General features: G+C 49.9%; 28 protein-coding genes. 26 read left to right on the top strand and 2 right to left on the bottom strand.

Going from position 1 to position 24327, the window contains the following annotated elements; translation table 11 throughout:
• The first annotated feature begins 156 nt into the window (after positions 1-156).
• Together rluC and ABGI61_RS11360 are read left to right on the top strand one after the other, a co-directional pair.
• Entirely contained in the window at positions 157-1110 is a 954-nt protein-coding gene (rluC, locus tag ABGI61_RS11365) for a 23S rRNA pseudouridine(955/2504/2580) synthase RluC (protein ID WP_347601125.1), read from the top strand.
• Positions 1110-1769, top strand: coding sequence for an HAD family hydrolase (locus ABGI61_RS11360; RefSeq protein WP_347601123.1), 660 nt, complete (start codon positions 1110-1112; stop codon positions 1767-1769). Before rluC ends, ABGI61_RS11360 begins: the two co-directional genes overlap by 1 nt.
• Here ABGI61_RS11360 and ABGI61_RS11355 read toward each other — a convergent pair.
• Entirely contained in the window at positions 1766-2365 is a 600-nt protein-coding gene (locus ABGI61_RS11355; RefSeq protein WP_347601121.1) for a Maf family protein, read from the bottom strand. The two genes, ABGI61_RS11360 and ABGI61_RS11355, sit on opposite strands and share 4 nt — an antisense overlap.
• Positions 2366-2494: 129 nt before the next feature.
• On the opposite strand from ABGI61_RS11355, the gene yceD reads away from it, so the two are divergent.
• The 19 genes from yceD (at position 2495) to prpF (ending at position 20266) form a co-directional block, all read left to right on the top strand.
• Positions 2495-3022 (top strand): 23S rRNA accumulation protein YceD, encoded by a 528-nt coding sequence (gene yceD / locus ABGI61_RS11350; protein ID WP_347601119.1) that lies wholly within the window; start codon positions 2495-2497, stop codon positions 3020-3022.
• A 16-nt stretch (positions 3023-3038) separates the two neighbouring features.
• Positions 3039-3203: a 50S ribosomal protein L32 gene (gene rpmF, locus ABGI61_RS11345; protein WP_008223049.1), complete on the top strand. Its 165-nt coding sequence runs from the start codon at positions 3039-3041 to the stop codon at positions 3201-3203.
• A gap of 6 nt (positions 3204-3209) precedes the next feature.
• Positions 3210-4250 (top strand): phosphate acyltransferase PlsX, encoded by a 1041-nt coding sequence (gene plsX, locus ABGI61_RS11340; protein WP_347601117.1) that lies wholly within the window; start codon positions 3210-3212, stop codon positions 4248-4250.
• 6 nt (positions 4251-4256) lie between these two features.
• Positions 4257-5216 (top strand): beta-ketoacyl-ACP synthase III, encoded by a 960-nt coding sequence (locus tag ABGI61_RS11335; RefSeq protein WP_347601115.1) that lies wholly within the window; start codon positions 4257-4259, stop codon positions 5214-5216.
• Positions 5217-5256: 40 nt separating this feature from the next.
• Positions 5257-6192, top strand: a complete 936-nt coding sequence (gene fabD, locus ABGI61_RS11330) for an ACP S-malonyltransferase (protein WP_347601114.1) — start codon at positions 5257-5259, stop codon at positions 6190-6192.
• A 10-nt stretch (positions 6193-6202) separates the two neighbouring features.
• Positions 6203-6949: a 3-oxoacyl-ACP reductase FabG gene (gene fabG / locus ABGI61_RS11325; protein ID WP_347601112.1), complete on the top strand. Its 747-nt coding sequence runs from the start codon at positions 6203-6205 to the stop codon at positions 6947-6949.
• 136 nt (positions 6950-7085) lie between these two features.
• Positions 7086-7322 (top strand): acyl carrier protein, encoded by a 237-nt coding sequence (gene acpP / locus ABGI61_RS11320; RefSeq protein ID WP_008223041.1) that lies wholly within the window; start codon positions 7086-7088, stop codon positions 7320-7322.
• A 79-nt stretch (positions 7323-7401) separates the two neighbouring features.
• Positions 7402-8640 (top strand): beta-ketoacyl-ACP synthase II, encoded by a 1239-nt coding sequence (gene fabF, locus ABGI61_RS11315; protein WP_347601109.1) that lies wholly within the window; start codon positions 7402-7404, stop codon positions 8638-8640.
• Positions 8641-8783: 143 nt separating this feature from the next.
• Positions 8784-9545 (top strand): aminodeoxychorismate lyase, encoded by a 762-nt coding sequence (gene pabC / locus ABGI61_RS11310; protein WP_347601107.1) that lies wholly within the window; start codon positions 8784-8786, stop codon positions 9543-9545.
• Positions 9539-10558 (top strand): endolytic transglycosylase MltG, encoded by a 1020-nt coding sequence (mltG, locus tag ABGI61_RS11305; RefSeq protein ID WP_347601105.1) that lies wholly within the window; start codon positions 9539-9541, stop codon positions 10556-10558. The genes pabC and mltG overlap by 7 nt, the downstream gene beginning before the upstream one ends.
• Entirely contained in the window at positions 10558-11187 is a 630-nt protein-coding gene (tmk, locus tag ABGI61_RS11300) for a dTMP kinase (RefSeq protein ID WP_347601103.1), read from the top strand. The genes mltG and tmk overlap by 1 nt, the downstream gene beginning before the upstream one ends.
• Positions 11188-12078 (top strand): DNA polymerase III subunit delta', encoded by an 891-nt coding sequence (gene holB / locus ABGI61_RS11295; protein ID WP_347601101.1) that lies wholly within the window; start codon positions 11188-11190, stop codon positions 12076-12078. It begins immediately after the preceding gene.
• Between the two features lie 11 nt (positions 12079-12089).
• On the top strand, positions 12090-12416 hold the full coding sequence (locus ABGI61_RS11290) for a PilZ domain-containing protein (protein ID WP_347601099.1): 327 nt from the start codon (positions 12090-12092) through the stop codon (positions 12414-12416).
• A gap of 39 nt (positions 12417-12455) precedes the next feature.
• On the top strand, positions 12456-13238 hold the full coding sequence (locus ABGI61_RS11285) for a TatD family hydrolase (RefSeq protein WP_347601097.1): 783 nt from the start codon (positions 12456-12458) through the stop codon (positions 13236-13238).
• A 522-nt stretch (positions 13239-13760) separates the two neighbouring features.
• Entirely contained in the window at positions 13761-14438 is a 678-nt protein-coding gene (locus tag ABGI61_RS11280) for a GntR family transcriptional regulator (RefSeq protein WP_347601095.1), read from the top strand.
• A gap of 1 nt (position 14439) precedes the next feature.
• On the top strand, positions 14440-15321 hold the full coding sequence (gene prpB, locus ABGI61_RS11275; RefSeq protein WP_347601093.1) for a methylisocitrate lyase: 882 nt from the start codon (positions 14440-14442) through the stop codon (positions 15319-15321).
• 36 nt (positions 15322-15357) lie between these two features.
• On the top strand, positions 15358-16488 hold the full coding sequence (prpC, locus tag ABGI61_RS11270; RefSeq protein ID WP_347601091.1) for a bifunctional 2-methylcitrate synthase/citrate synthase: 1131 nt from the start codon (positions 15358-15360) through the stop codon (positions 16486-16488).
• A gap of 5 nt (positions 16489-16493) precedes the next feature.
• Positions 16494-19079 (top strand): Fe/S-dependent 2-methylisocitrate dehydratase AcnD, encoded by a 2586-nt coding sequence (gene acnD, locus ABGI61_RS11265; RefSeq protein WP_347601089.1) that lies wholly within the window; start codon positions 16494-16496, stop codon positions 19077-19079.
• The gene (prpF, locus tag ABGI61_RS11260) at positions 19079-20266 is read left to right on the top strand and encodes a 2-methylaconitate cis-trans isomerase PrpF (protein WP_347601087.1); all 1188 of its coding nucleotides are present in this window, start codon (positions 19079-19081) and stop codon (positions 20264-20266) included. The genes acnD and prpF overlap by 1 nt, the downstream gene beginning before the upstream one ends.
• A gap of 41 nt (positions 20267-20307) precedes the next feature.
• Here the strand turns inward: prpF and ABGI61_RS11255 are convergent, their stop codons facing one another.
• Complete coding sequence (locus ABGI61_RS11255; protein WP_347601086.1) at positions 20308-21273, bottom strand: integron integrase; 966 nt, start codon at positions 21271-21273, stop codon at positions 20308-20310.
• Between the two features lie 240 nt (positions 21274-21513).
• On the opposite strand from ABGI61_RS11255, the gene ABGI61_RS11250 reads away from it, so the two are divergent.
• The 5 genes from ABGI61_RS11250 (at position 21514) to ABGI61_RS11230 (ending at position 24201) form a co-directional block, all read left to right on the top strand.
• Positions 21514-21876: a hypothetical protein gene (locus ABGI61_RS11250; protein WP_347601084.1), complete on the top strand. Its 363-nt coding sequence runs from the start codon at positions 21514-21516 to the stop codon at positions 21874-21876.
• A gap of 97 nt (positions 21877-21973) precedes the next feature.
• The gene (locus ABGI61_RS11245) at positions 21974-22243 is read left to right on the top strand and encodes a hypothetical protein (protein ID WP_347601082.1); all 270 of its coding nucleotides are present in this window, start codon (positions 21974-21976) and stop codon (positions 22241-22243) included.
• A 112-nt stretch (positions 22244-22355) separates the two neighbouring features.
• Positions 22356-22838 carry a hypothetical protein gene (locus ABGI61_RS11240; RefSeq protein WP_347601080.1) on the top strand — a complete coding sequence of 161 codons (483 nt, stop codon included), beginning with the start codon at positions 22356-22358 and terminating at the stop codon, positions 22836-22838.
• Between the two features lie 99 nt (positions 22839-22937).
• The gene (locus ABGI61_RS11235; protein ID WP_347601078.1) at positions 22938-23207 is read left to right on the top strand and encodes a barstar family protein; all 270 of its coding nucleotides are present in this window, start codon (positions 22938-22940) and stop codon (positions 23205-23207) included.
• 496 nt (positions 23208-23703) lie between these two features.
• Positions 23704-24201: a hypothetical protein gene (locus tag ABGI61_RS11230; RefSeq protein ID WP_347601076.1), complete on the top strand. Its 498-nt coding sequence runs from the start codon at positions 23704-23706 to the stop codon at positions 24199-24201.
• The last annotated feature ends 126 nt before the right edge of the window (positions 24202-24327 follow it).

Raw genomic sequence — 24327 nt, 5'->3', positions numbered from 1 at the left:
CGGTATGATCAGTCCCCCAAACGCTGCCGCACAAATTCTCTTACGTTACTTTGAGCGCCCTAATTGCCAGTTTTGGCAGAATTAGCGAGTGGATTATCCCACTAACATGCAGCCAATAGCAACTGAAATCTAATATTAGCAGAGCATTGCAAACCCATGACGGATGAAATCAAGTTACCTGTACAAATAGTTGAAATAGAACCTGATTTTATTGGTCAGCGCATAGACAATTTTTTGCTTGCACGGCTTAAAGGTGTGCCAAAAAGTGTTATTTATCGGGTTTTGCGTAAAGGTGAGGTGCGAGTGAACAAAAAACGCATCAAACCCGAGTACAAACTGCAGCAGGACGATGTGGTGCGCATACCACCGATTACGGTAGCGACGCAGGCGGAACCAGTGTCGGTTAAGTTGTCGATGGTGAAAAATTTAGAGCAGCATATTTTATTTGAAGATAACGATTTGATTGTACTGAATAAACCCTCTGGCATGGCGGTTCATGGTGGTAGCGGTTTACAGTTTGGTGTTATCGAAGCACTGCGGGCACTCAGGCCACTGGCCAAACATTTAGAATTGGTACACCGGTTAGACCGCGATACCTCAGGCTGTCTGCTGATTGCCAAAAAGCGCTCGGTGTTAACCCATTTGCATGAGCAGTTGCGCAACAAAACGGTGGAGAAAAAATACTGGGCACTGGTGGCAGGTGACTGGGACAATAAAGTACGTAAAGTAACCGAGCCGCTGAAAAAAAACACCTTGCAGTCCGGCGAGCGGGTCGTGCGGGTAGATGAGCAGGACGGTAAACCGTCGGAAACCCGCTTTCGCATCTTACAGCGTTATCAGCAGGGCACTTTGGTGGAAGCCTTTCCGGTAACGGGCCGCACTCATCAAATTCGCGTACATACCGCTTGCAAAGGTCATCCTATTGCGTGTGATGACAAATACGGCGATAACGTGTTTACTGCACAAATGCAGCAGCTTGGCCTGAACCGGTTATTTTTACATGCTAAAACCTTAAGCTTTACACACCCGATGACTGAAACGACCCTGCGGGTCGAAGCGCCGCTGGATGAGGCGCTGGAGCAAGCACTTAGCAAATTAACGAGAAAGTAATGCAACAAACAGCAGTAGAAAAAGTCGCGTTAGTGGTGTTCGATTGGGACGGCACGGTTATGGATTCAGTTGGCCGTATCGTGTCCTCGTTACGTGCGGCTGCCGGCATCGCTATGCTTGACGTACCGACCGAGCATGCAGCAAAACAGATCATTGGCCTGAGCCTGGACCCGGCTTTTGACATTTTATTTCCGGGTATCAGCAACGATAAACGTCAGTTGATGTTTCATCACTACCGTGAGCAATATATGCTGCACGATACGACACCAACACCCTTATTTTCCGGGGTAGAACAGGTGCTAAGCCAGCTAAAAGACAGCAATATTAAACTGGCTGTTGCAACGGGCAAGCAGCGGCGCGGCTTAAACCGCATGTTTGATGAAACCGGTTTGGCTAAATATTTTGACACCAGCCGCTGTGCCGATGAGGCGCAATCAAAGCCGCACCCGGATATGCTGCAGCAAATTCTGCAACAGCTGGATGTGCCAGCACAGCAGGCCATTATGGTGGGTGACACCAGCCATGATATGAAAATGGCACAAGCGATAGCCATGCCTCGAGTTGGGGTAACTCATGGTGTGCACGGCCGCGAGGTGTTAAGCCAGTTTGAACCCAAAGCGATTATTGATAGCTTGCCGGAGTTGCTGCAGGTTATTTAACGCAGCAACACGTTAACCCCTTCATTTAATAGCATCTGGTTTAGCCGGATCAGCGGCAGGCCAATTAAGCTATTCGGGTCGTCACCGCTGAGTTTACTGAATAAGCTGATACCCAGCCCCTCACTTTTAAAACTGCCGGCGCAATCCAGCGGCTGCTCTTTTTTAACATAAGCGCTAATCTCGGCCTCTGACAGGTTCCGAAACTGCACATGAAAAGGCTCAACGACCAGTTGGCTGTTACCGCTAAGTGCATTAACCAGTGCCAGACCGGTAAGAAAAGTGACCCTTTGGCCGCTAAAGCGTGTAAGCTGCGCGCAGGCGTTTGCGACGGTATGCGGTTTGCCGATTATAGCATTGTCAAATACCGCAACCTGGTCAGAACCAATGACTAAACCAGCGTTTAAACCTGCTGCCACTGCCTGGGCTTTAGCCAAGGCCAGACGGCTGACCAGCTCAGTAGCCGTTTCGCCGGCCAATGGTGTTTCGTCTACCTGCGGTTTAATTGCCTTGAAGTGTCTGGTTAGCTTGCTTAGCAGTTGCTGGCGATAAACAGAAGTAGAGGCCAGATAAAGCGCTGGCAAGGTCGCGTCAGACATAAATAAAAGCACCCGGTTAATTCAATTGTGGCTACTTTAAACAGAATGCTAAAATAGCGCGAGAAAAACCGGAAAAAACTGCCAGATCCCTTTGACAGCAAAGGGTGGCTTCTATATGATGCGCGCCTTATGCAAAAAGTAAAAATGCCCGTTACTATAGATCCGGTTAAAGCCGCGCAAAAACGCTCTGATTACGAGGGCGTGATACCGCTGGTAAATTTAACCCGATTAACCGAAAGTCTGCTGGATAAGCAGGGTGAGGTAGCGGTACGAGTTGAATGCGGTACTGACCAGCAAGGCCTGACTGTAATACAGGGTAGCGCCAGTTGCGAAGTGAGTGTAACCTGCGAGCGTTGTGGTGATGCCATGACACTGTCGCTAGACTGCAATTTTGCATACACTCCGGTTAAACCGGATGATGACGCTGCTTTGGAGTTAATTCCCGAGCGCTACGACGTGATCGAAAAAGACGAACACGGCGAGATAAATTTACGACAGTTAGTGGAAGATGAGCTGATTCTGGCTTTGCCTCTGTTCCCGATGCACGACGAAGCGGTTTGCGCCGTTAGTGCGGCCTCGATGAGCTTTGGTGATATTGGCCCGGAACCGGAAAAACCCAATCCTTTCGCTGTACTGGCAGAATTAAAGAAAAAGTGAGTTTAGGAGAAATACCATGGCTGTTCAGCAAAACAAAAAATCACGTGCACGCCGCGACATGCGTCGTTCACACGATGCATTAACTGGCCCAACGCTGTCAGTTGATTCTACTACCGGTGAAACACACCGTCGTCACCACATTACTGCCGATGGTTACTACAAAGGCCGTAAAGTAAAATAAGTCTGAGTGCACCGGGTGCAGCCGCTTAAGCTGACACTTGCTTTAGACATGATGGGGGGCGATCACGGCCCCCATACTACTATTCCTGCCGCCCTGGCAGCGATCTGCGAATTTCCTGAATTACAGCTTATTCTCTGTGGCGATGAAGCCATATTAACCGAGCAGCTAAAACTGCATGGCGTGTTTCCGCACCCGCAATTAACTGTGCGCCACTGCAGCCAGGTGGTGTCGATGGCTGATAAGCCGTCGGTGGCACTGCGCTCTAAGCGTGACTCCTCCATGCGCGCCGCGCTGGATTTAGTCGATAAAGGTGAAGTGCAAGCTTGCGTGAGCGCTGGCAACACCGGTGCGTTAATTGCGATGGCGCATTTTGTGCTGAAAATGCTTAACGGCGTCGATCGACCGGCCCTGGTTAGCGCCTTACCTGCCATTGAAGGCAATCCGGTGTATATGCTGGATTTAGGCGCTACAGTAAACTGTGATGCTGATACTTTATTTCAGTTTGCTGTGATGGGGGCGGTGATGGCCGAAGAAGTCATTGGCATCAGCCAGCCCAAAGTTGCTTTACTGAACATGGGCGAGGAAGAGATCAAAGGCTCCGATCAAATTAAACGCGCCGCCATGTTACTGGCCGATTGCAACGACATTAATTACATCGGTTATATTGAGGGTAATGATATTTTTACCGGCAAAGCCGATGTTATCGTATGTGATGGTTTTGTCGGCAATGTGGCGCTTAAAACCTGTGAAGGCGTCGCAAAGCTCATTTTGCGCCGCTTTGAGTCCAGCATTAAAGATAAAGTCGCTGCACAATTATTCGGCTGGCTTATCAAACCTTTTATTAAAAACCTTTATCAGGGCGTGAACCCCGACCACTATAACGGTGCAAGTCTGATAGGATTGCGCGGAATTGTAGTGAAGAGTCATGGAAATGCGTCGAAAGATGCCTTTCTCAGTGCCATCCGGCAAGCGGTACGTGAAGTTGAACGTCAGGTACCGGCTAAGATAAAAGATCGGTTGGAACACGTATTAATTGATAAAGCGTAGGTCCTCATGTATTCACGCATTATAGGTACCGGGAGTTATTTCCCGTCGCAAGTTCGTAGTAACGCTGATTTAGAGTCTATGGTAGAAACCACAGATGAGTGGATCATTGAACGCACCGGCATTAAAGAACGCCGCATCATCGGTGATGATGAAACGGTAGCCACTATGGGCGCGCAGGCTGGCTTAAAAGCCATCGAAGCGGCCGGCATCGATAAAAACAGCATAGATATGATTATCTGTGCCACCACCAGCGCCTCCCGCGCTTTGCCCAGCGCTGCCTGTGAAATTCAGCGCGAGCTGGACATTCCGGCTATTCCCGCTTTTGATATTGCTGCCGCCTGCGCCGGGTTTTGTTACGGCTTAAGTGTGGCCGATCAGTATATTAAAAGCGGGTTGGCCAAGCGTATTCTGGTGGTGGGCTCAGATTGCCTGTCCCGTTTAGTGTCACCGGAAGACAGAAGTATGGTCATCCTGTTTGGTGACGCTGCCGGCGCCGTGATCCTGGAAGCCTCAGAGCAGCCTGGCATTTTATCTACGCATATTCACGCTGATGGTAAATATTCCGAGTTGTTATACGTTGATAACCCGATACGCGGTGATGAGCAATCGGTGCACAGCTCCTGGGGCTCCATGAAAGGCAATGACGTCTTTAAAGTGGCAGTAACCAAATTATCCGAAGTGGTCGAGCAAACATTGGCCGCGAATAACCTGGAAAAGTCCCAGATTGACTGGCTGGTGCCGCATCAGGCTAACTTGCGTATCATTTCTGCTGTTGCGCGTAAATTAGATATGTCGATGGATCAGGTGGTGATAAACCTCGATCGTTATGGCAACACCTCTGCAGCCACGGTGCCAACCGCCTTAGACGAAGCCATTCGCGATGGCCGTATTCAGCGGGGTCAAACCTTATTGCTGGAAGCCTTCGGTGGCGGTTTTGCCTGGGCTTCAGCACTGGTGCGTTATTAAGCACTAGCCAGTATTATTTTTAATCTTTGCAGGATCTATTATGACAACCAAACTTGCAATTGTATTTCCCGGTCAGGGCTCGCAAAGCGTTGGCATGCTAGCCGATTTATATGCCGAATTTGACACAGTAAAACACACCTTTGCTGAAGCTTCTGTTGCACTGGGTTATGACTTATGGGCGCTGGTATCACAAGGCCCGGAAGCGGATTTAAATGAAACGCACCGCACGCAGCCGGCGTTGTTAACCGCGTCGGTGGCAGTGTGGCGTTTATGGCAGCAGCAGGGCGGAGCGACACCGGCTTATTTCGCCGGCCACTCATTGGGCGAATATTCGGCGCTGGTCTGTGCCGGTGTGCTGTCATTGGCTGATGCTGTAAAGCTGGTAGAAAAGCGCGGCAACTACATGCAACAGGCGGTGCCGGCCGGTGTTGGTGCGATGTCAGCCATTATTGGTTTAGAGGATGCTGCTATTGCTGTTGCCTGTGAGCAAGCGGCACAGGGCGAAGTGGTGTCGCCGGTAAACTATAACTCGCCAGGCCAGGTGGTGATTGCCGGCCATAAAGCCGCTGTAGAGCGGGCCGGTGAGCTGTGTAAAGCCGCAGGCGCTAAGCGCGCATTACCATTACCGGTGAGCGTACCGTCACACTGTGCCTTAATGCGCCCTGCGGCTGAGCAGTTAGCCGCCGATTTAGCGGCACTGAATTTTAATGCGGCTGTCATACCGGTAGTGAATAATGTCGATGTTGCCGTAGCCAATGACGGCGCTGCGGTTAAAGACGCGCTGGTGCGCCAGTTATACAGCCCGGTACGCTGGACCGAAACCATTGAATGGTTAGCCGCGCAGGGTGTAAATCAGGTACTAGAGCTGGGTGCTGGTAAGGTGCTTAGCGGTCTGATTAAGCGTATCAATAAAGAACTAGTTACCAGCTCAGTAGGCGATGTTGCCTCGCTGCAAGCGGCATTAAGCGCAGAATAAAGGATTACAAATGACACAGTTTATTTCATTAGATGGTAAAGTTGCCCTGGTAACCGGTGCCAGCCGTGGTATTGGCCGTGCTATTGCCGAGCAACTGGCCGCCCTGGGTGCCAAAGTCGTAGGCACAGCAACCTCAGAGAAAGGCGCAGCCGCTATCAGTAGCTATTTGGGCGATAACGGTTGTGGTCTGGTGCTAAACGTAGCGGATACGGCGTCAATTGAACAATGTTTAGAGCAAATTAAAAACCAGTTTGGCGAAATCGATATTCTGGTTAATAATGCCGGCATTACGCGCGACAATTTGCTGATGCGGATGAAAGATGAAGAGTGGTTTGACATTATGCAAACTAACCTCACTTCTGTGTATCGCTTAAGTAAAGCGGTACTGCGCAGCATGATGAAAAAGCGTTTTGGCCGTATTATCAGCATTGGCTCGGTGGTGGGCTCTATGGGCAACGCCGGTCAGACAAACTATTCTGCGGCCAAAGCCGGTGTGTTAGGTTTTACCAAGTCACTGGCGCGCGAAGTGGCGTCACGCGGTATTACCGTTAATGCGATAGCGCCGGGTTTTATTGACACCGACATGACCAAAGAGCTGTCGGATGAGCAAAAAGAAGCGATTTTCGGCCAGGTGCCGGCCAACCGTTTAGGCCAGCCGGAAGAAATTGCCGCCACTGTGGCATTTTTAGCCTCTAACCAGGCGGCGTACATTACCGGCGAAACGATTCACGTAAACGGCGGCATGTATATGGTGTAACTTGGGGTTGCCAAGCAGGTTTGACCAGCGCAAAATGCTTGTCGGTTTGCTTGCAACACAACAGGCTTACGCATAAACTAGCGCCACACCAAATTGCACGAATTGTTGCGATTTATATGAGAAAAAGGAAGAAAAGATGAGCAACATCGAAGAACGCGTTAAGAAAATTATCATCGAACAGCTGGGCGTTAAAGAAGACGAAGTGAAAAACGAAGCGTCTTTTGTCGACGATCTGGGCGCTGACTCACTGGACACAGTAGAGCTGGTTATGGCGCTGGAAGAAGAGTTCGATACTGAAATTCCTGACGAAGAAGCTGAGAAGATCACCACTGTTCAGTCTGCTATTGATTACATCAAAGCACACGCTGAGTAAGTTATCAGCTTGCAGAACGGGTAGCTAAGCTACCCGTTTTCGTTTTAAGACTTTACAAATTTCCATGGCGGAGGGTTTTGTGGCAAAACGTCGTGTGGTTGTTACCGGTTTAGGCATGTTAACGCCGCTGGGTAATGATGTTGCCTCAAGCTGGCAGGGTTTACAGCAGGCAAAAAGCGGTATTTCACTGATCGAGCATTTCGATACCAGTGCATACAGCACTAAATTTGCTGGTTTGGTAAAAAATTTTGATGTAGAGCCATTTTTTGCAGCAAAAGAAGCAAAGAAAATGGACTTGTTTATTCAGTACGGTGTCGCGGCCGGTATTCAGGCTTTTCGTGACTCTGGCCTGGAAATTACCGAGCAAAATGCACCGCGTATCGGCGCGGCGATTGGCTCTGGTATTGGTGGTTTGGGCTTAATTGAAGAAAACCACACCAAACTGATTAACAGTGGCCCTAAACGGCTGTCACCGTTTTTTGTGCCTTCTACCATTATCAATATGATTGCCGGCCAGCTGTCTATTATGCTGGGCTTGCAGGGGCCAAACATCAGTATTGTGACCGCTTGTACTACTGGTGTGCACAATATCGGCCATGCGGCGCGCATGATAAGTTACGGCGATGCCGACGTGATGATTGCCGGTGGTGCCGAAAAAGCCTCAACCCCTCTGGGTATGGGCGGTTTTGGTGCAGCACGTGCTTTATCTACCCGTAACGAGGCGCCAGAGCAGGCCAGCCGCCCCTGGGATAAAGACCGTGATGGTTTTGTGTTGGGCGACGGTGCCGGTGTGATGGTGCTGGAAGAGTATGAGCACGCCAAAGCCCGTGGTGCAAAAATTTACGCCGAACTGGTGGGTTTTGGTATGAGCGGCGATGCCTATCATATGACATCACCGCCAGAGAATGGCGCCGGTGCTGCCGCTGCTATGCGTAATGCGCTGAACGATGCCGGTGTAAACCCCGAGCAGGTCAGTTACATTAACGCGCACGGCACCTCAACGCCCGCCGGTGATATAGCTGAAACCAAAGCCATTAAAACGGTGTTTGCCGACAATCTAGATAAGCTGATGGTCAGCTCGTCTAAATCGATGATTGGCCACCTTCTGGGCGCTGCCGGCTCGGTAGAGTCGATAATCACGGTATTATCGCTGCAGGATCAGCTGGTGACGCCAACCATAAACCTGGATAACCCGGATGAAGGTTGTGATCTGGATTATGTGCCGCATCAGGCCCGTCAGGTAACCATGGACTATGCGCTGTGTAACTCCTTTGGCTTTGGCGGCACTAACGGCTCTATTCTGTTTAAACGCGTTTAATACGCGGGTTAAACCAGTGTAATTGCCTGTTTTTAAAGCAATAGTCAATTTTGTAACACCTCAAAGGCTGCCTGTGGGCGGCCTTTGTTTTATCGGCATTTTAAGGCATACTGCGGCCAGATTTATTTTATATGGTTAAACGGATGGCAGTTAGCCTGAACGATCGCAGTTTTAATTACGGTGACGGCACCTTTACCACCATGCAGGTGCAGCAGGGGCGCATTCAGCTTTGGCCTTTGCATTTGCAGCGTTTGCAACACGCCGCCGGCGTATTGGGGTTTACTGGTATCAACTGGCAAGACGTGCAGCAGCAAGCCTTTGCTGCGGCAGCCGCCTACACACTTACATCACAAGTATTAAAGTTGTTGCTATCGCGTGGCGAAGGCGGCAGGGGTTATGCTACCCAAGGTGTAAGCGATGCCAGATTATATATCAGCAGCAGTAGCATGCCGGATTATGCAGCGGCGCGCCTAAGCGGCGTGTGCATGCAGCTGGCACAGTTAAAGCTTGCGGTGCAGCCCGCTCTGGCCGGGCTTAAGCATAACAACCGTCTAGAGCAGGTGCTGCTAAAACAAGAGCTTGCCGGCACTGACGCCGATGAATTACTGGTACTGGATCAGCAGGGTTATATCACCGAGGCGAGCGCCGCTAATGTGTTCTTTTATCGTGACAACAACTGGTACACACCCGAACTGAGCCGGGCTGGTGTGGCGGGTGTGATGCGCCAACACCTGTTACAGCAAACGCAGGTTACTGAAGTTAACTGGCAACTGTCAGAGCTTAACCATATTGACGCCATGTTTATCTGTAACGCCCTTATGGGCATAGTACCGGTACGTATGCTGGCCGATAAAGCCTTAGCGCTTAAGCCGGTACAGCAATTGAGTGAATCACTGGCATGGTAGAAAAACTCAAATGGTTAAGTCTGCTGGCTATCGCTGCAATAGTGCTGCTGTTAGGCGCGTATTTTGCGCTTGTTAACCATATCGCTAAGGTAAGTCTTCAGTTACCGGCAGGTATTCATCAGGTTAATGCTGGCAGCTCGGCGCTTAGTTTATGCCGCCAGTGGCAGCAGCAAGGTGTTATCAGCAGGTCAGATTGTCAGCTGCTGCGGCTGTATTTAAAACTTAAGCCCGGCGAAGGCGCAGTAAAGCAGGGCGTGTACCGGCTTGAAACCGAGCAAGGCCTACTGGACGTGCTGGCATTGTTTCGCAGTGGCCGCGAAGCTCAGTTTGCCATTACCCTGATAGAAGGCGAAACGCTCTCACAAAGCCTGAGCCGATTAGCGCAGGCGCCTTATTTAGTGCAGGATCTGGACTCCGCCGCGCAGGTGCAGGCCTTGCTGCAATGGCCGCCTCAGTGGGGGGAGCCGCCGCAAAACAGCGAAGCCCTGTTATACCCCGATACCTACTATTACACAGCCAACAGCCCTGTAAGCGCACTGGTCAAACGGGCACAGCAGTTATTGCTAACAGAGCTTGAGCACGCCTGGCAGCAGCGACAGGGCGATCTGCCGCTGCAGAATCCTTATCAATTGTTGATCCTGGCGTCTATCATTGAAAAAGAAAGCAGCTATCCACCGGAAAAGCCGCTGGTGGCGTCTGTATTTGTTAACCGGCTGCGTAAAAATATGCGCTTGCAAACCGACCCAACGGTGATTTATGGGCTGGTCGACTTTAACGGCAATATTACCCGAGCCGATTTAAATAATCCGCATCCTTATAACACTTATCGCCACCATGGCTTACCGCCAGGGCCTATCAGCCTGGTCAGCCGTGCCTCGCTACAAGCCGCTGCCCAGCCGGCTGAGACGGAGTTGTATTACTTTGTCAGCAAAGGCGATGGCACCCATCAGTTTTCATCGACCTTAGAGCAGCACAACGCGGCAGTGCGAAAATATATACTGGGAGGGCGCTAATGCCAAAACAGGCTAAGTTTATTGTGGTTGAGGGGCTCGAAGGTGCCGGTAAAAGCACAGCTATTGCCTTTGTTAAGCAACAGCTTGAGCAGCAGGGTATTACGCCTTTGTGTACCCGTGAGCCCGGCGGTACACCTATGGCCGAGCGTTTACGCGAGCTGGTAAAACAGGTGCAACAAGGCGAAGTTGTGGCGCCGCAAACCGAATTATTACTGATGTACGCCGCGCGCATGCAGCTTATTTTTAATGTGATTAAACCGGCACTGGCGGCCGGGCAGTGGGTGCTGGCCGATCGGCATGATATGTCGTCACGCGCTTATCAGGGTGGTGGCCGTCAGCTAGACGAGCTGTTTATTGATCAGCTACGTAATGCCGTGCTGGGCGATTTACGCCCTGATTTAACGTTATATCTGGATATTGATCCGGCCATTGGTCTGGAGCGGGCGCGCCAGCGTGGCGAGCTTGATCGGATTGAACAAGAGCAACTGGCGTTTTTTCAGCGCACCCGGGACAAATACCTACAAATCGCCCGCAATGAGCCAAATATCGCTATTGTTGACGCCAGCCAGCCATTAACAGGTGTGCAGCAACAACTGGCATTGGCGCTGCAGCCACTGTGGACGGGTTAGATGTTACCCTGGTTGGCAAGCTATCAGCATCAGCTGGCTGAACTGGTTACCCGTGCTAAGCTGGCGCACGGCTTATTGCTGACCGGCCCACAGGGCATAGGCAAACAATACCTGGCCGAACACCTGGCTGCGCTGCTGCTGTGCCCGGTGAGTAACAAGCCCTGTGGTCAGTGTAAAAGTTGCCTGCTGCGCCTGGCAGGTAACCACCCGGATTTACTGGTGATAGATAGCAGTAATGCCAGCATAGGGGTAGATGCGATACGTCAGCTTGGTCAGTTTATGGCTGGCCGGGCGCAGCAGCAGGCCAACAAGGTGGTATTGCTGGCAGAGGCTGACAAATTAACCGAGGCAGCTGCCAATGCGTTATTAAAAACACTGGAAGAGCCACCACAGCACAGCTTTATAATTTTACACAGTGCCCGACCGGATACGCTGGCGCCAACGCTTATTAGCCGCTGTCAGCGCTGGCATATTGCTGCGCAATATGACGATAGTGCTCAACAGTGGCTGCAAGCACAAACTAACAGGGCAGTACCGGACTTTTTGTTGGAGTATTGTGCCGGCGCGCCGCTAAAAGCACTGTCCCTGCTGGAGTCAGGCGAGGCGGAGCACATTCAGTTAAGTTTTAGCGCACTAGATGAGTTTTTCGCCGATACGCTCAGTTTATCAAAACTGCTAAAACAGCTGGAGAACCTGACAGAGCTTCGCGCCTTATTAGGCTGGTACTTGCGGCGCACCTTATTACCGGCGCACAGCAGCAATGGCGCTAAAACCTTAGCGCTGCATCAGCTGTATAGCCGCTGGTGTCGTGACGAAACACAGATTTTAGGGCAAAATAAGGCACTGGCATTAAGCGCCTTATTAACCGCGCTGAAAAAGCTGGCCGGTTAAGCGGAGGAAAAATGGAAGAGTTAGCCATAGGTTTTAACGATTTAAAAGAGCTGTACCGCAGCTATATGCCGTTTTTGAAAAACGGTGGTTTGTTTGTGCGCACGCCCAGGCAATACAAAATGGGTCAGTCACTGGCGCTTAGCGTAACGCTACCAGACGCCTTAGAGCCGGTTGTGGTGTCGGGCAAGGTTGCGTGGATCACGCCGCACGGCTCCCAAAGTTCTAACCCGGCCGGTATTGGTATTAGTTTTATCGATGATAAAGCCCAGCTGGGTGCCCAGATAGAAAAATTATTGGGCGGCATGCTGAATTCGGCCGATCCGACCCACACGATTTAAATCCTTATCGCAACGTTATAAAAACTTGAGAGTAAGCCTTTGTTTGTAGATTCACATTGTCACCTGGACCGGCTTGAGCTGGATAAGCTCGGGCTAAGCCTGGAGCAGGTTATTGCCAATGCCCAGGCACAGCAAATAGAACATATGCTCTGTGTTTGTGTCAGCCTGGCGGAGTTTGATCAGATGCGGGCGCAGGTGGCCGATTTTCCGATGGTGTCTGTTTCCTGTGGTGAACACCCGCTGCATCAGCAGGATGCGGTTTCTGCAGAGTTGTTGCTGGAAAAATGCAATAGCTCTGATGTGGTGGCGGTGGGCGAAACCGGGCTGGATTACTTTTATGCGCCAGAAGCCAAACGTAGCCAGCAGGATGCTTTTGTCAGTCATATTCAGGTTGCTAAGCAGCTTAGTAAACCGTTAATCATCCACACCCGCGATGCGCGGGCCGATACCATAGCATTATTGCGTAGCCACCATGCCGATAGCCCAGGTGGTGTGCTGCACTGTTTTACCGAAGACTACGATACCGCTAAAGCAGCACTGGATTTGGGTTTTTATATTTCTATTTCCGGCATTATGACCTTTCGTAATGCCGATGAGCTGCGCAGTGTGGTTAAAAAGCTGCCGCTGGATCGCTTACTGATAGAGACTGACGCGCCGTATTTAGCGCCGGTGCCATTTCGCGGCAAAACCAACCAACCGGCTTATGTGACTGCAGTGGCACAAGCGGTGGCTGAGGTAAAAGGCGTTAGCCTGCAGCAGCTGGCGCAGCACACCACGGCCAACTTTTATCAGCTGTTTAAGTTGGTGAAAAAAGCTGCCTAAAATCAATGTAGTAGATAAAAGAAGCCCGGAACCAATCCGCATTGTTCCGGGCTTAGGGGAATGGCTCATAGGGAATGAGCCGTGCGCTATCGTTACATACTGCAGGTGTCAAAAGGTAAGATTTAGTGTAGTTAATCAGCAGCATTTTGCCTGCGTTAAATTGTTAGCTAAGTGGATGCTGCTTGCTACGTATTTTGCTTTTCGCCCCCAGCTTATCCTCAAGTTATCCCCAGCTTATTGCGTGAAAACGGCAACCTTACTGCGTTTAACCTGTTTTAGGGGCAATGTGTTCACCGGTATTTGTTATAGTTATTCGGTATTATTACCGGCCAAATAATAAACAAAAAATCTAAAAAAAATCTGGCATCCCCAGCTTAATTGTGGGTGCTAATACATCAGCATCGTCAACTACTATAGGCAAACTTTAGTCTTATTGTCGACAATATCTGCCTTTATGCCCTTGACTAAGGGGGCTTTCGCCCACTAAAGTACTGGCATGTTCATTTATGTCGACAATCTTTTATGCAAACCCCGCTGCTAAAACCTGCCATTACCGCTGCAGACCGAGTGTTACTGGAGATCCAGCGCGCTATTGTCGAGGGCGACATTGCAGCCGGCAGTAAGATCAGCGAGCCTGAGCTCGCCAAACGCTTTGATTTAAGCCGGGCGCCACTGCGTGAAGCTTTAGCCCGCTTAGAACGTTGCCACTTAATTGAGCGTATTCCCAATGCCGGTGCCCGGGTAGTGAAATTGTCGACACAGGGCCTGCTGTCACTCTATCAGCTGCGTGAAACCTTAGAGGGCTTAGCCTGCCGTTTGGCCGCTGAGCATATGGCGGACAGTGAAATTAGCGAATTACGCGCCTTATTGGATCAGCATTTAAGCACGCAGCGGGTGCGCGAGGGTGAAAGTTACTACCAGGAAGCCGGTGATTTAGATTTTCATTACCGGGTGATTTTGGGCAGTAAAAATGCATATCTGATCAATATCTTATGTGACGAGTTATACCATCTGGTGCGCATGTACCGGGTGCAGCTTGGCATGAACGGGCCGCGGGTGTCGCGGGCATTTGACGAACATAAAGCTATTCTTAATGCCATTGCCAATCGCGATGGTGAGCTGGCCGACTTACTGATGCGCCGCCATATTGCTGCATCACGGCGCAACATCGAAAAACAACTTGAACAAACGGGGACTTAATATGAGCACACTGACTGCCGGACAAAAACTGCGCGCGGCGATTAAAGCGAACTCACCGCTGCAAATTGTCGGCACTATTAATGCGTACACCGCGATGATGGCCGAGCGTACTGGCCATCAGGCGTTGTATTTATCGGGCGCCGGTGTGGCTAACGCCTCCTTTGGTTTGCCAGATTTAGGCATGACATCGTTAAACGATGTCTGTGAAGATATTCGTCGCATCACCGGTGCCACCAGCTTACCGCTGCTGGTTGATGCAGACACTGGCTGGGGCGGTGCCTTTAATATTGCCCGCACGGTAAAAGAAATGACCCGCGCAGGCGCGGCAGGCTTTCATATTGAAGATCAGGTGGCGCAAAAGCGCTGCGGCCACAGACCCAACAAAGAAATTGTCAGCCTAGATGAAATGGTCGATCGGGTTAAAGCCTCTGTTGATGCCCGCACGGACGAGAGCTTTTTTATTATGGCGCGCACTGATGCGTTAGCGCAGCAAGGCTTAGAGGCGGCTATCGAGCGTGCTATCGCCTGTCAGGACGCCGGTGCTGATGCCATTTTTGCCGAAGCAGTGCATACACTGGAGCAATACAAAGCCTTTACCAGCGCGCTAAACGTGCCGGTACTGGCCAATATTACCGAATTTGGCCAGACACCGTTATTCAATAAAGCCGAGCTTGGCAGTGTTGGCGTGGCCATGGTGCTTTATCCGCTGAGTGCGTTTCGCGCGATGAATAAAGCGGCGCTAAATGTGTACCAGTCAATTTTGGCCAATGGCGATCAAAAGGCCGTGGTAGACAGCATGCAAACCCGCGCTGAGCTATATGACTTTTTAAACTACCACAGCTTTGAAGAAAAATTAGATCAGCTGTTTAGCAGCAAAAAGTAATTTCGAATTGAATTTTAAGACAACGGGGAGAACACCATGTCAACAGGTAAAGTACTTTCAGGCGCCGGCTTGCGCGGTCAGGTCGCCGGCAAAACGGCGCTGTCAACCGTGGGTAAAACCGGTTCTGGCTTAACCTATCGTGGTTATGATGTAAAAGATTTAGCCGCCCAGTGCAGTTTTGAAGAAGTGGCGCATTTAATTTTAAAAGGCGAGCTGCCAACACAGGCCGAATTAACGGCCTATAAAGCCAAATTAAAAAGCCTGCGCAGCTTACCACAGGCATTAAAAGACGTACTGGAGCGTATTCCTGCCAGCGCCCACCCGATGGATGTAATGCGCACCGGTTGCTCTATGTTGGGTAACCTGGAGACAGAACAGCGTTTCGAAGAGCAGCAGGACGCGACCGATCGTATGCTGGCGATTTTCCCGGGTTTGGTTAACTACTGGTACAACTATAGCCACCATGTTAAGCGCATTGAGGTTGAAACCGGTGCCGATTCAATTGCCGAGCAATTTTTATGGACTTTGCACGGCAAAAAGCCAGAGCAGCTGCATATTGACGTCATGCAGGCGTCGCTGATTTTATACGCCGAGCATGAGTTTAACGCCTCTACCTTTACTGCCCGTGTTTGTGCTTCCACGCTTAGCGATATGCACTCGTGTATTACCGGCGCGATTGGCTCACTGCGCGGCCCGCTGCACGGTGGCGCCAACGAGGCGGCGATGGAGCTGATTGAAAAGATGGCAAACCCGGATGATGCCGAGCAAAAATTGCTGGGTATGCTACAGCGCAAAGAGAAGATCATGGGCTTTGGTCATGCGATTTACTCTGAATCTGACCCGCGTAACGCCGTTATTAAAGAATGGTCTGAAAAGCTGGCTAAGGCGAACGGTGATACTAAGCTGTATGACGTATCTGTGCGCTGTGAAGCGGTGATGTGGCGCGAGAAGAAGCTATTTTGTAATGCCGATTTCTTCCATGCCTCGGCCTATAACTACATGGGTATTCCAACCAAGCTGTTTACGCCGATTTTCGTTTGCAGCCGCTTAACCGGTTGGGCCGCCCACGTGATGGAGCAGCGCGCCGATAACCGTATTATCCGGCCAAGTGCTGATTACGTTGGTGTTGAACCACGTAGTGTTAAGCCTATTGCGCAGCGCGGGTAAATACCATGAACAGCCAATACCGTAAAAAACTGCCCGGCACCAACCTGGATTACTTCGATACCCAGGCCGCGGTAGATGCCATAGAACCCGGCGCGTACGCCAAACTGCCGTATACTTCACGGGTACATGCAGAAAATTTAGTGCGTCGCTGCGATCCGGCCATGCTAACCGATGCGCTTAAACAGCTTATTTACCGCAAGCGCGACTTAGACTTCCCGTGGTTTCCGGCCCGTGTGGTGTGCCATGATATTTTAGGCCAAACTGCACTGGTCGACTTAGCCGGCCTGCGTGATGCTATAGCCGAAAAAGGCGGCGATCCAGCCAAAGTAAACCCGGTAGTGCCAACGCAATTAATCGTTGATCACTCATTAGCGGTAGAACATGCCGGCTTTGAGAAAGACGCTTTTAAGAAAAACCGCGCTATTGAAGACCGTCGCAACGACGATCGCTTTCATTTTATTAACTGGACGAAAAAAGCCTTTAAAAATGTCGATGTTATTCCGCCTGGCAACGGCATTATGCACCAGATTAACTTAGAGCGGATGTCGCCAGTTATTCACGCTAAAGACGGCGTGGCCTTTCCTGATACCTTAGTGGGTACCGATAGCCACACACCGCATGTCGATGCGCTGGGCGTAATCGCCATTGGTGTGGGTGGCTTAGAGGCCGAAAGCGTGATGTTAGGCCGTGCCAGTTGGATGCGCCTACCCGATATTATCGGTGTTGAGCTTACCGGCAAAGCCCAGCCTGGCATTATGGCCACCGACATTGTGCTGGCACTGACCGAGTTTTTACGTAAAGAAAAAGTGGTATCAAGCTACCTGGAATTCTTTGGTGAAGGCGCCGACAGCTTAAGTTTGGGTGACCGGGCAACCATATCCAATATGACGCCGGAATATGGCGCCACCGCAGCCATGTTCTCTATCGATCAGCAAACGCTGGACTATTTAACCTTAACCGGCCGTGAGCCAGAGCAGGTTAAGCTGGTAGAAACCTACGCTAAAACCGCCGGTCTTTGGAGCGAGAGCCTAAAAACGGCTGAGTACGAGCGGGTACTGAAGTTTGATTTATCCAGCGTTGGCCGCACTATGGCTGGCCCGTCTAACCCGCATGCGCGCTTATCCACCAGCGATTTAGCCGCTAAAGGCATTGCCGGTAAATATGAGCTGATCGATGGCAAAATGCCCGATGGCGCAGTCATTATCGCCGCCATTACCAGCTGCACTAACACCAGTAACCCACGTAACGTTATCGCGGCCGGTTTGTTGGCGCGTAACGCCAATAAACTGGGTTTAACGCGCAAACCCTGGGTGAAAACCTCATTAGCACCTGGCTCCAAAGCCGTACAGCTGTATCTGGAAGAGGGCGGTTTACTGCCAGAGCTTGAGCAACTGGGCTTTGGTATCGTCGGTTTTGCCTGTACCACCTGTAATGGCATGAGCGGCGCGCTGGACCCGGTTATTCAAAAAGAAGTGGTAGAGCGTGATTTATACGCTACAGCAGTGTTATCCGGTAACCGTAACTTTGACGGCCGTATTCACCCTTACGCCAAGCAAGCGTTTTTGGCCTCTCCGGCTTTAGTGGTGGCCTATGCTATAGCCGGCACTATCCGCTTTGATATCGAGAAAGATGTGCTGGGCTACCATGATGGCAAGGCAATAACACTGAAAGATATCTGGCCAAGCGATGCTGAAATTGATGCAGTAGTGGCGCAAAGCGTCAAACCCGAGCAGTTCCGCAAGGTATACGAGCCGATGTTTGCGCTAAGTGTAGATTACGGCGAGAAAATCAGCCCGCTGTATAACTGGCGGCCACAAAGCACCTATATTCGCCGGCCACCTTATTGGGAAGGTGCCTTGGCTGGTGAGCGTACGTTAAAAGGCATGCGCCCGCTGGCCTTGCTACCAGATAACATCACCACCGACCATTTATCGCCGTCTAACGCCATTATGCTGGACAGTGCAGCCGGTGAATATCTGCACAAAATGGGCCTGCCGGAAGAGGACTTTAACTCGTACGCCACCCACCGTGGTGACCATTTAACCGCGCAGCGCGCCACCTTTGCCAACCCTAAGCTGATTAACGAAATGGCGATTGTTGATGGCAAAGTGAAACAAGGTTCATTAGCGCGCGTTGAGCCCGATGGCAAAGTGATGCGGATGTGGGAAGCGATTGAAACTTATATGCAGCGCAAGCAGCCGCTGATTATTGTTGCCGGTGCCGATTACGGCCAGGGGTCGTCACGTGATTGGGCGGCCAAAGGCGTGCGCTTAGCCGGTGTTGAAGCCATCGCTGCCGAGGGCTTTGAGCGTATTCACCGCACTAACTTGATTGGTATGGGCGTGCTACCGCTGGAGTTTAACGCCGGTACCACCCGTAAAACGCTGGGCTTAGATGGTACGGAAACTTACGACGTAGTGGGCGAGCGTACTCCGCGCGCAACCTTAACGCTGGTTATTCACCGCACCAACGGTGAGGTGTTAAACGTGCCGGTAACCTGCCGTTTAGATACCGCTGAAGAGGTGTCAATTTACGAAGCCGGCGGTGTGCTGCAGCGTTTCGCGCAGGACTTTTTGCAAGGAGCAGTGTAATGGCTGCTCCTCAAATAAAAATCCCCGCGACTTACATGCGTGGCGGTACCAGCAAAGGCGTGTTTTTTAAACTCACAGACTTACCCCAGGCAGCTCAGGTACCGGGTAAAGCGCGTGACAACCTGCTGCTAAGGGTTATCGGCAGCCCGGACCCTTACGGTAAACACACCGATGGTATGGGCGGTGCAACGTCCAGCACCAGCAAAACGGTGATCTTAAGCAAAAGCACCAAAGCCGATCACGATGTCGACTACCTGTTTGGTCAGGTAGCGATAGACAAGCCGTTTATCGACTGGAGCGGCAACTGCGGTAACTTAACTGCCGCGGTTGGCTCTTTTGCTATCAGCAATGGTTTAGTGGCAGCACAGCGTATCCCGCAAAACGGCATTTGCACCGTGCGTATCTGGCAGGCCAATATTGGCAAAACCATTATTGCCCATGTGCCGATGACCAACGGTGAGGTGCAGGAAACCGGAGACTTTGAGCTGGACGGCGTGACCTTTCCGGCGGCTGAAGTGCAAATCGAGTTTTTAGACCCGGCCGCCGATGAGGGCGAGGGCGGCGGCGCCATGTTCCCAACAGGCAATCTGGTTGATACGTTGGACGTACCCGGTGTCGGTAGTTTTAACGCCACACTGATAAACGCCGGTATTCCGACCATTTTTGTCAATGCCAGCGATATTGGTTACACCGGCACGGAATTGCAGGATGCCATCAATGGCGATAACGCAGCACTTACCCGCTTTGAAACTATTCGCGCCTATGGCGCAGTAAAAATGGGCTTGATCAGCGATATTTCTGAAGCCGCCGCGCGCGCGCATACACCGAAAATCGCCTTTGTTGCGCCGCCACAAAGCTATGTGGCGTCAAGCGGTAAGCAAGTTAACGCCAGCGATATCGACCTCTTGGTACGGGCATTGTCGATGGGCAAGCTGCACCACGCCATGATGGGCACGGCAGCAGTGGCCATAGGCACCGCCGCCGCCATTCCCGGCACCTTAGTTAACCTGGCCGCCGGTGGCACTGAGCGCGAAGCCGTGCGTTTTGGCCACCCGTCTGGTACCTTGCGCGTAGGCGCTGCCGCAACGCAGGTCAACGGCCAGTGGACAGTCACCAAAGCCATAATGAGCCGCAGCGCGCGGGTATTAATGGAAGGTTTTGTCCGCGTACCGGGTGATTGTTTTTAACGATTTTGTATAAGTTGACAAGGGCGCTGCGGCGCCCTTTTTTATAGCAGTTGCGACAACGGGCTTTTTACCGCATTGCCGCCTTGTTTTAGTACATGGGTATAAATTTGCGTAGTTTTCACGTCGGTGTGGCCAAGTTGCTCCTGCACTGTGCGGATATCGGCACCGGATTCCAGTAAATGCGTGGCGAAAGAGTGACGCAGAGTATGGCAAGTCACCTGCTTTTGAATTCTGGCCAGCTTAGCGGCTTGTTTAATCGCTTTTCTGACGGTGGTTTCGTCAATATGGTGGCGTCTTACCGTTTCTGACTCAGGATCAACGCTAAGCTGAGCTGAAGGGAATAAATATTGCCAACCAAGTTCAAAAGGAGCGGATGGATATTTAATGGCAAGTGCATTGGGCAACCAAACACCACTGTACTCGGTGTTGTGTCTATCACGCTGCCAATATTGCTGCACCAAATCAGATTGATTGCGCAGCAGAGCCAACAATTCAGGTGCCAAGGTTACCCTGCGGTTTTTATTGCCCTTACCTTGCCAGATCATCAGCGAAACATAGTCGTAATCGATATCTTTTACCCTTAGTCGCACCGCTTCCATTAATCGCAAGCCACTGCCATACAATAGCTGAGCAACCAATTTATACTTTGGATCTATGGCCAACAATAAGCGCTGCATTTCGTCGCGGGTTAACACTACCGGTAATTTAGTAGCAATCTGCGATTTATGAAAACGCATATCAAGCGACAACGGTCGCTGAATAATATGCCGGTATAGGAAGGCCAGCGCGTTAAGTGCAGTAGCCTGGGTTTTGACCGCAACATTACGTTGGTTGCTTAAATATGACAAAAAACTTTCAACCTCAGGTTCAGCCATTTGTGAAGGGTGCTTCTTGCCATGGTACAAGATAAAGAAACGAATCCAGTGCTCGTACGTGTCAATTGTGCGCCTCGCATAACGCCGCGTGGTCATAAACTCGCGGATTGAATTTAGAAACATCGAAGCCATAGTAACCCACTCAAAGTAACTGTTTAAATAAACAGTAGTTTGCTTTGAGTTTTTTATCAACAACTCGCGGGTTTAAAACCCATGTTTTGCAGCAACCTAAATTGCTACAAGATAAAAATGCTTGATTTACATTTTACTAGCGGAATAAACTCAGACCTATTTTGTAACTTGCGGGATCTTTAACACGCAACTCGCGGGTTTTGGTCCTTTGAATAAGCTGTTAGGCAATAAGGACAGTAGATGGATTTTCTCAATCGTCACGTTTGGTTAAAAAGAGCATTGATGCTTCTGGCAATCTTACTAGCAACACCATTTGCCGGTTACCTGCTACTGTTTGTTGAGGTGGCAGGCTTAGAGGTGGCATTTGCGTGTTTACTTATCGCGCTCAAGCCGTTTCTCACCTGGGCACAGTTCCAAATCGACATTATTAGAGCCACATTTAAGGCAATATCAAACAACTTTCATAAACACCTAGCCAGCCGCCCAACAGTATATTTTTCACATGCTGCAGGTAGTGCTGCATTTTTTGCCATCACAGGTGTTGTGTTTGTATCGGTTGCCGTTTGGTTGCCTTTATTCATGGTTGGTGCGCAGTATGCCTAACAAGGCGCATCACTCGCTCCCTTTGGTCGCTGGGACGTCAAACGCTATCGCGTTTTTCCGCCCGTGTGCTTTGCGTTATGTTTCTGCGGAGTAAGAAATGGAATTCCTTGATCACCCCATAGCGATGATCATAGTTGGCATCCTAAGTTTTCCAGTTTATAAAACGCTGGCAAAGGTTTTCTTCGGCGAGAACTATGAAGACCTTGGTGAAACAATCAAATATGTTGCAACAGCGGATTGGTATTCACTGTTTAAAGGTAGATTTTGGGAAGACTGGGATGCAACTATAAAATTCAATATATTCATTGCTTTATGCTTTGGGTGGGTCGCAGCTATTACTGAATGTCTGGCAAGATATGTGTTCTAAAAAACATAACAAGTTGCTTAATTTCGTTCCGGCCACAAACAACGTGGCCTCCACGGGACTGCCTGCGCTACGCTGCGGCAGCCCATTAGCAAAGCGTTAAGAGTACACGAGCATGGATATAGACAAGTGGGCCGAGAGAATATATCAGGAAGAAGATTTCGGGAAAAATGTGTCCACGACTATTTCAGGTTTGCTTGGCTTAATAGTTTACCTGTTGAAGGATGATTTTGCGCTGGCCGCATTTATAACAATAATTACTTTTCCAGTAGTAAAAATACTCTCGAATATCCTTCGGAATAGGCACCTCAAAAAGAGCGAAGCTATTGAGCGTGAAAATGCTCGAAAAGAAATGGACGATATAGTCAAGAATCTAACCGATCAAGAAAGACGGGTGATTCACGAATTCGTAAAGTACAAAAGTTCAGTAATGTCCGAAAAATATATAAAAATGAACTCGGTATTCTTACCAGATGGCGCTGTAAAAAGCCTCATGGAAAGGAGCTTTCTTACAGAGCAAACCTTTCTGTCAGGCAGCTATGATTTAAAACTAAACATCGTGATCTTTGAGGCGGGGAGAAGGTACTTTGAAAAATAGTAAAACTCTTAACAAGGCCAGGCACAACGACGCCTTTTTCGTTGCGGCTCCGCCTACACTACAAAGTCGCGCGTGCTGGCGGCGTTATAGCCATAGATTATGCAGATAAATGTCATCTCAATTACAACAGAGAAAGAGCTTCATGAAACCCTAGCGAGCAGCTTGGGTTTTCCTGATTTTTACGGGAAAAATTGGGATGCATTTTGGGACTCTATTACGGGACTTGTGGATATGCCGAATGAAATCGAATTTGTAGGCTCGGCGCATCTTCGCACAGTGCTTCCGGACGCGTTCCAACAGCTGAGTGATTGTCTAGCTGAGCTGAATCAGGAATATCCAGAATTGGGATGCCATGTGAAATGGAACTAAGAGGCTATAACAAGGCCAGGCACGGCGACGGCTTTTCCGTTACGGCTTCGCCTCCACTACAAAGCCGCGCGTGCTGGCGGCGTTAAGTTTGTATGGACGAAAAGTTCTCCGTAAAAGATGTTCTGTTATTTCTGTCATTTTTTTTGGCGGCATATTTGTTATTTGAATATTTTTACTTCGGCGGTGTAAGAAGTAATGAGATCGAAGGACGGATAAAATTTGTAAAGCAACACAACTTTGTTAAGTCGAATTACGTGCTAATAGCGGACGTTGAACTTGATAATGGTAGTATTATTAAGGCTTCTCTAGAAAATTGCTCCCGTTCTATTCGAGGTAGTACGATGAAAGTTGTAGAGTTCAGGCCTTGGCCTTTACTGCATAAAAATTACAAAATTATTTGCGATGAAAAAACTTAACAATCGCCATCAAAAACGCGCCCTTTGGGCGCTCGACTCGCAACAAGTTGCTCGCGTTTGTGGCGGGCGTTAGGTGAATTATGGAAATCAAAGATCGGCAGGATTGCGAATCCAACATAAGAAGAATTGAGCAGTTGCTTGGATGCGGAATATTCAATCAAGAAAACGCAGGTCATCCTTTGCAGATGTCTGCATTTATTGATTTGATGATATGCCTTCGCGATTTGATGCATAAAACAGAAAAGTATGCGAGCAAGATTGATTTTACAGATGACATTTTAATAAATAATTATGTAAAAGACGTTTCTGATGCGATCCGAGCTGTAAGAGATGCCTGCTGCCACATAGATTCTTTCAAACGAAATTTTGATGAAAACGGCAATAGAGGTTCTTACAACGTAGCTTACGGCAAATGTAATCTAATGCGTATTGGTGATTTAGAACTAAAGTCTGATTATGACGACGATGCTGCAGTTTTCTATGGTGTAAACAGGCTTTATTTTAAGCGGCATATCATTAGAGCGTTTGAAAATGCAAAAGCATTGTTGGCGGAGCATCTAAATGCGCCATTCACCTAACAAGAAAAGCCAGCCGACGCTTACGCGCAGCTGCTTTGAGCGTTATACGTCCGAGTTACCCATGATCAGTAGACACCTTCTATAGTTAGGTATCGTACCTGACACTGAGGTGCAAGATGGCCAGAC

This window comes from Rheinheimera fenheensis (assembly GCF_039871805.1).
In the GTDB taxonomy this organism is placed as follows: Bacteria; Pseudomonadota; Gammaproteobacteria; order Enterobacterales; family Alteromonadaceae; genus Alishewanella; species Alishewanella fenheensis.
The sequence above is the reverse complement of the archived record's forward strand: the minus strand, read 5'-3'. Positions and strand labels throughout refer to the sequence as shown.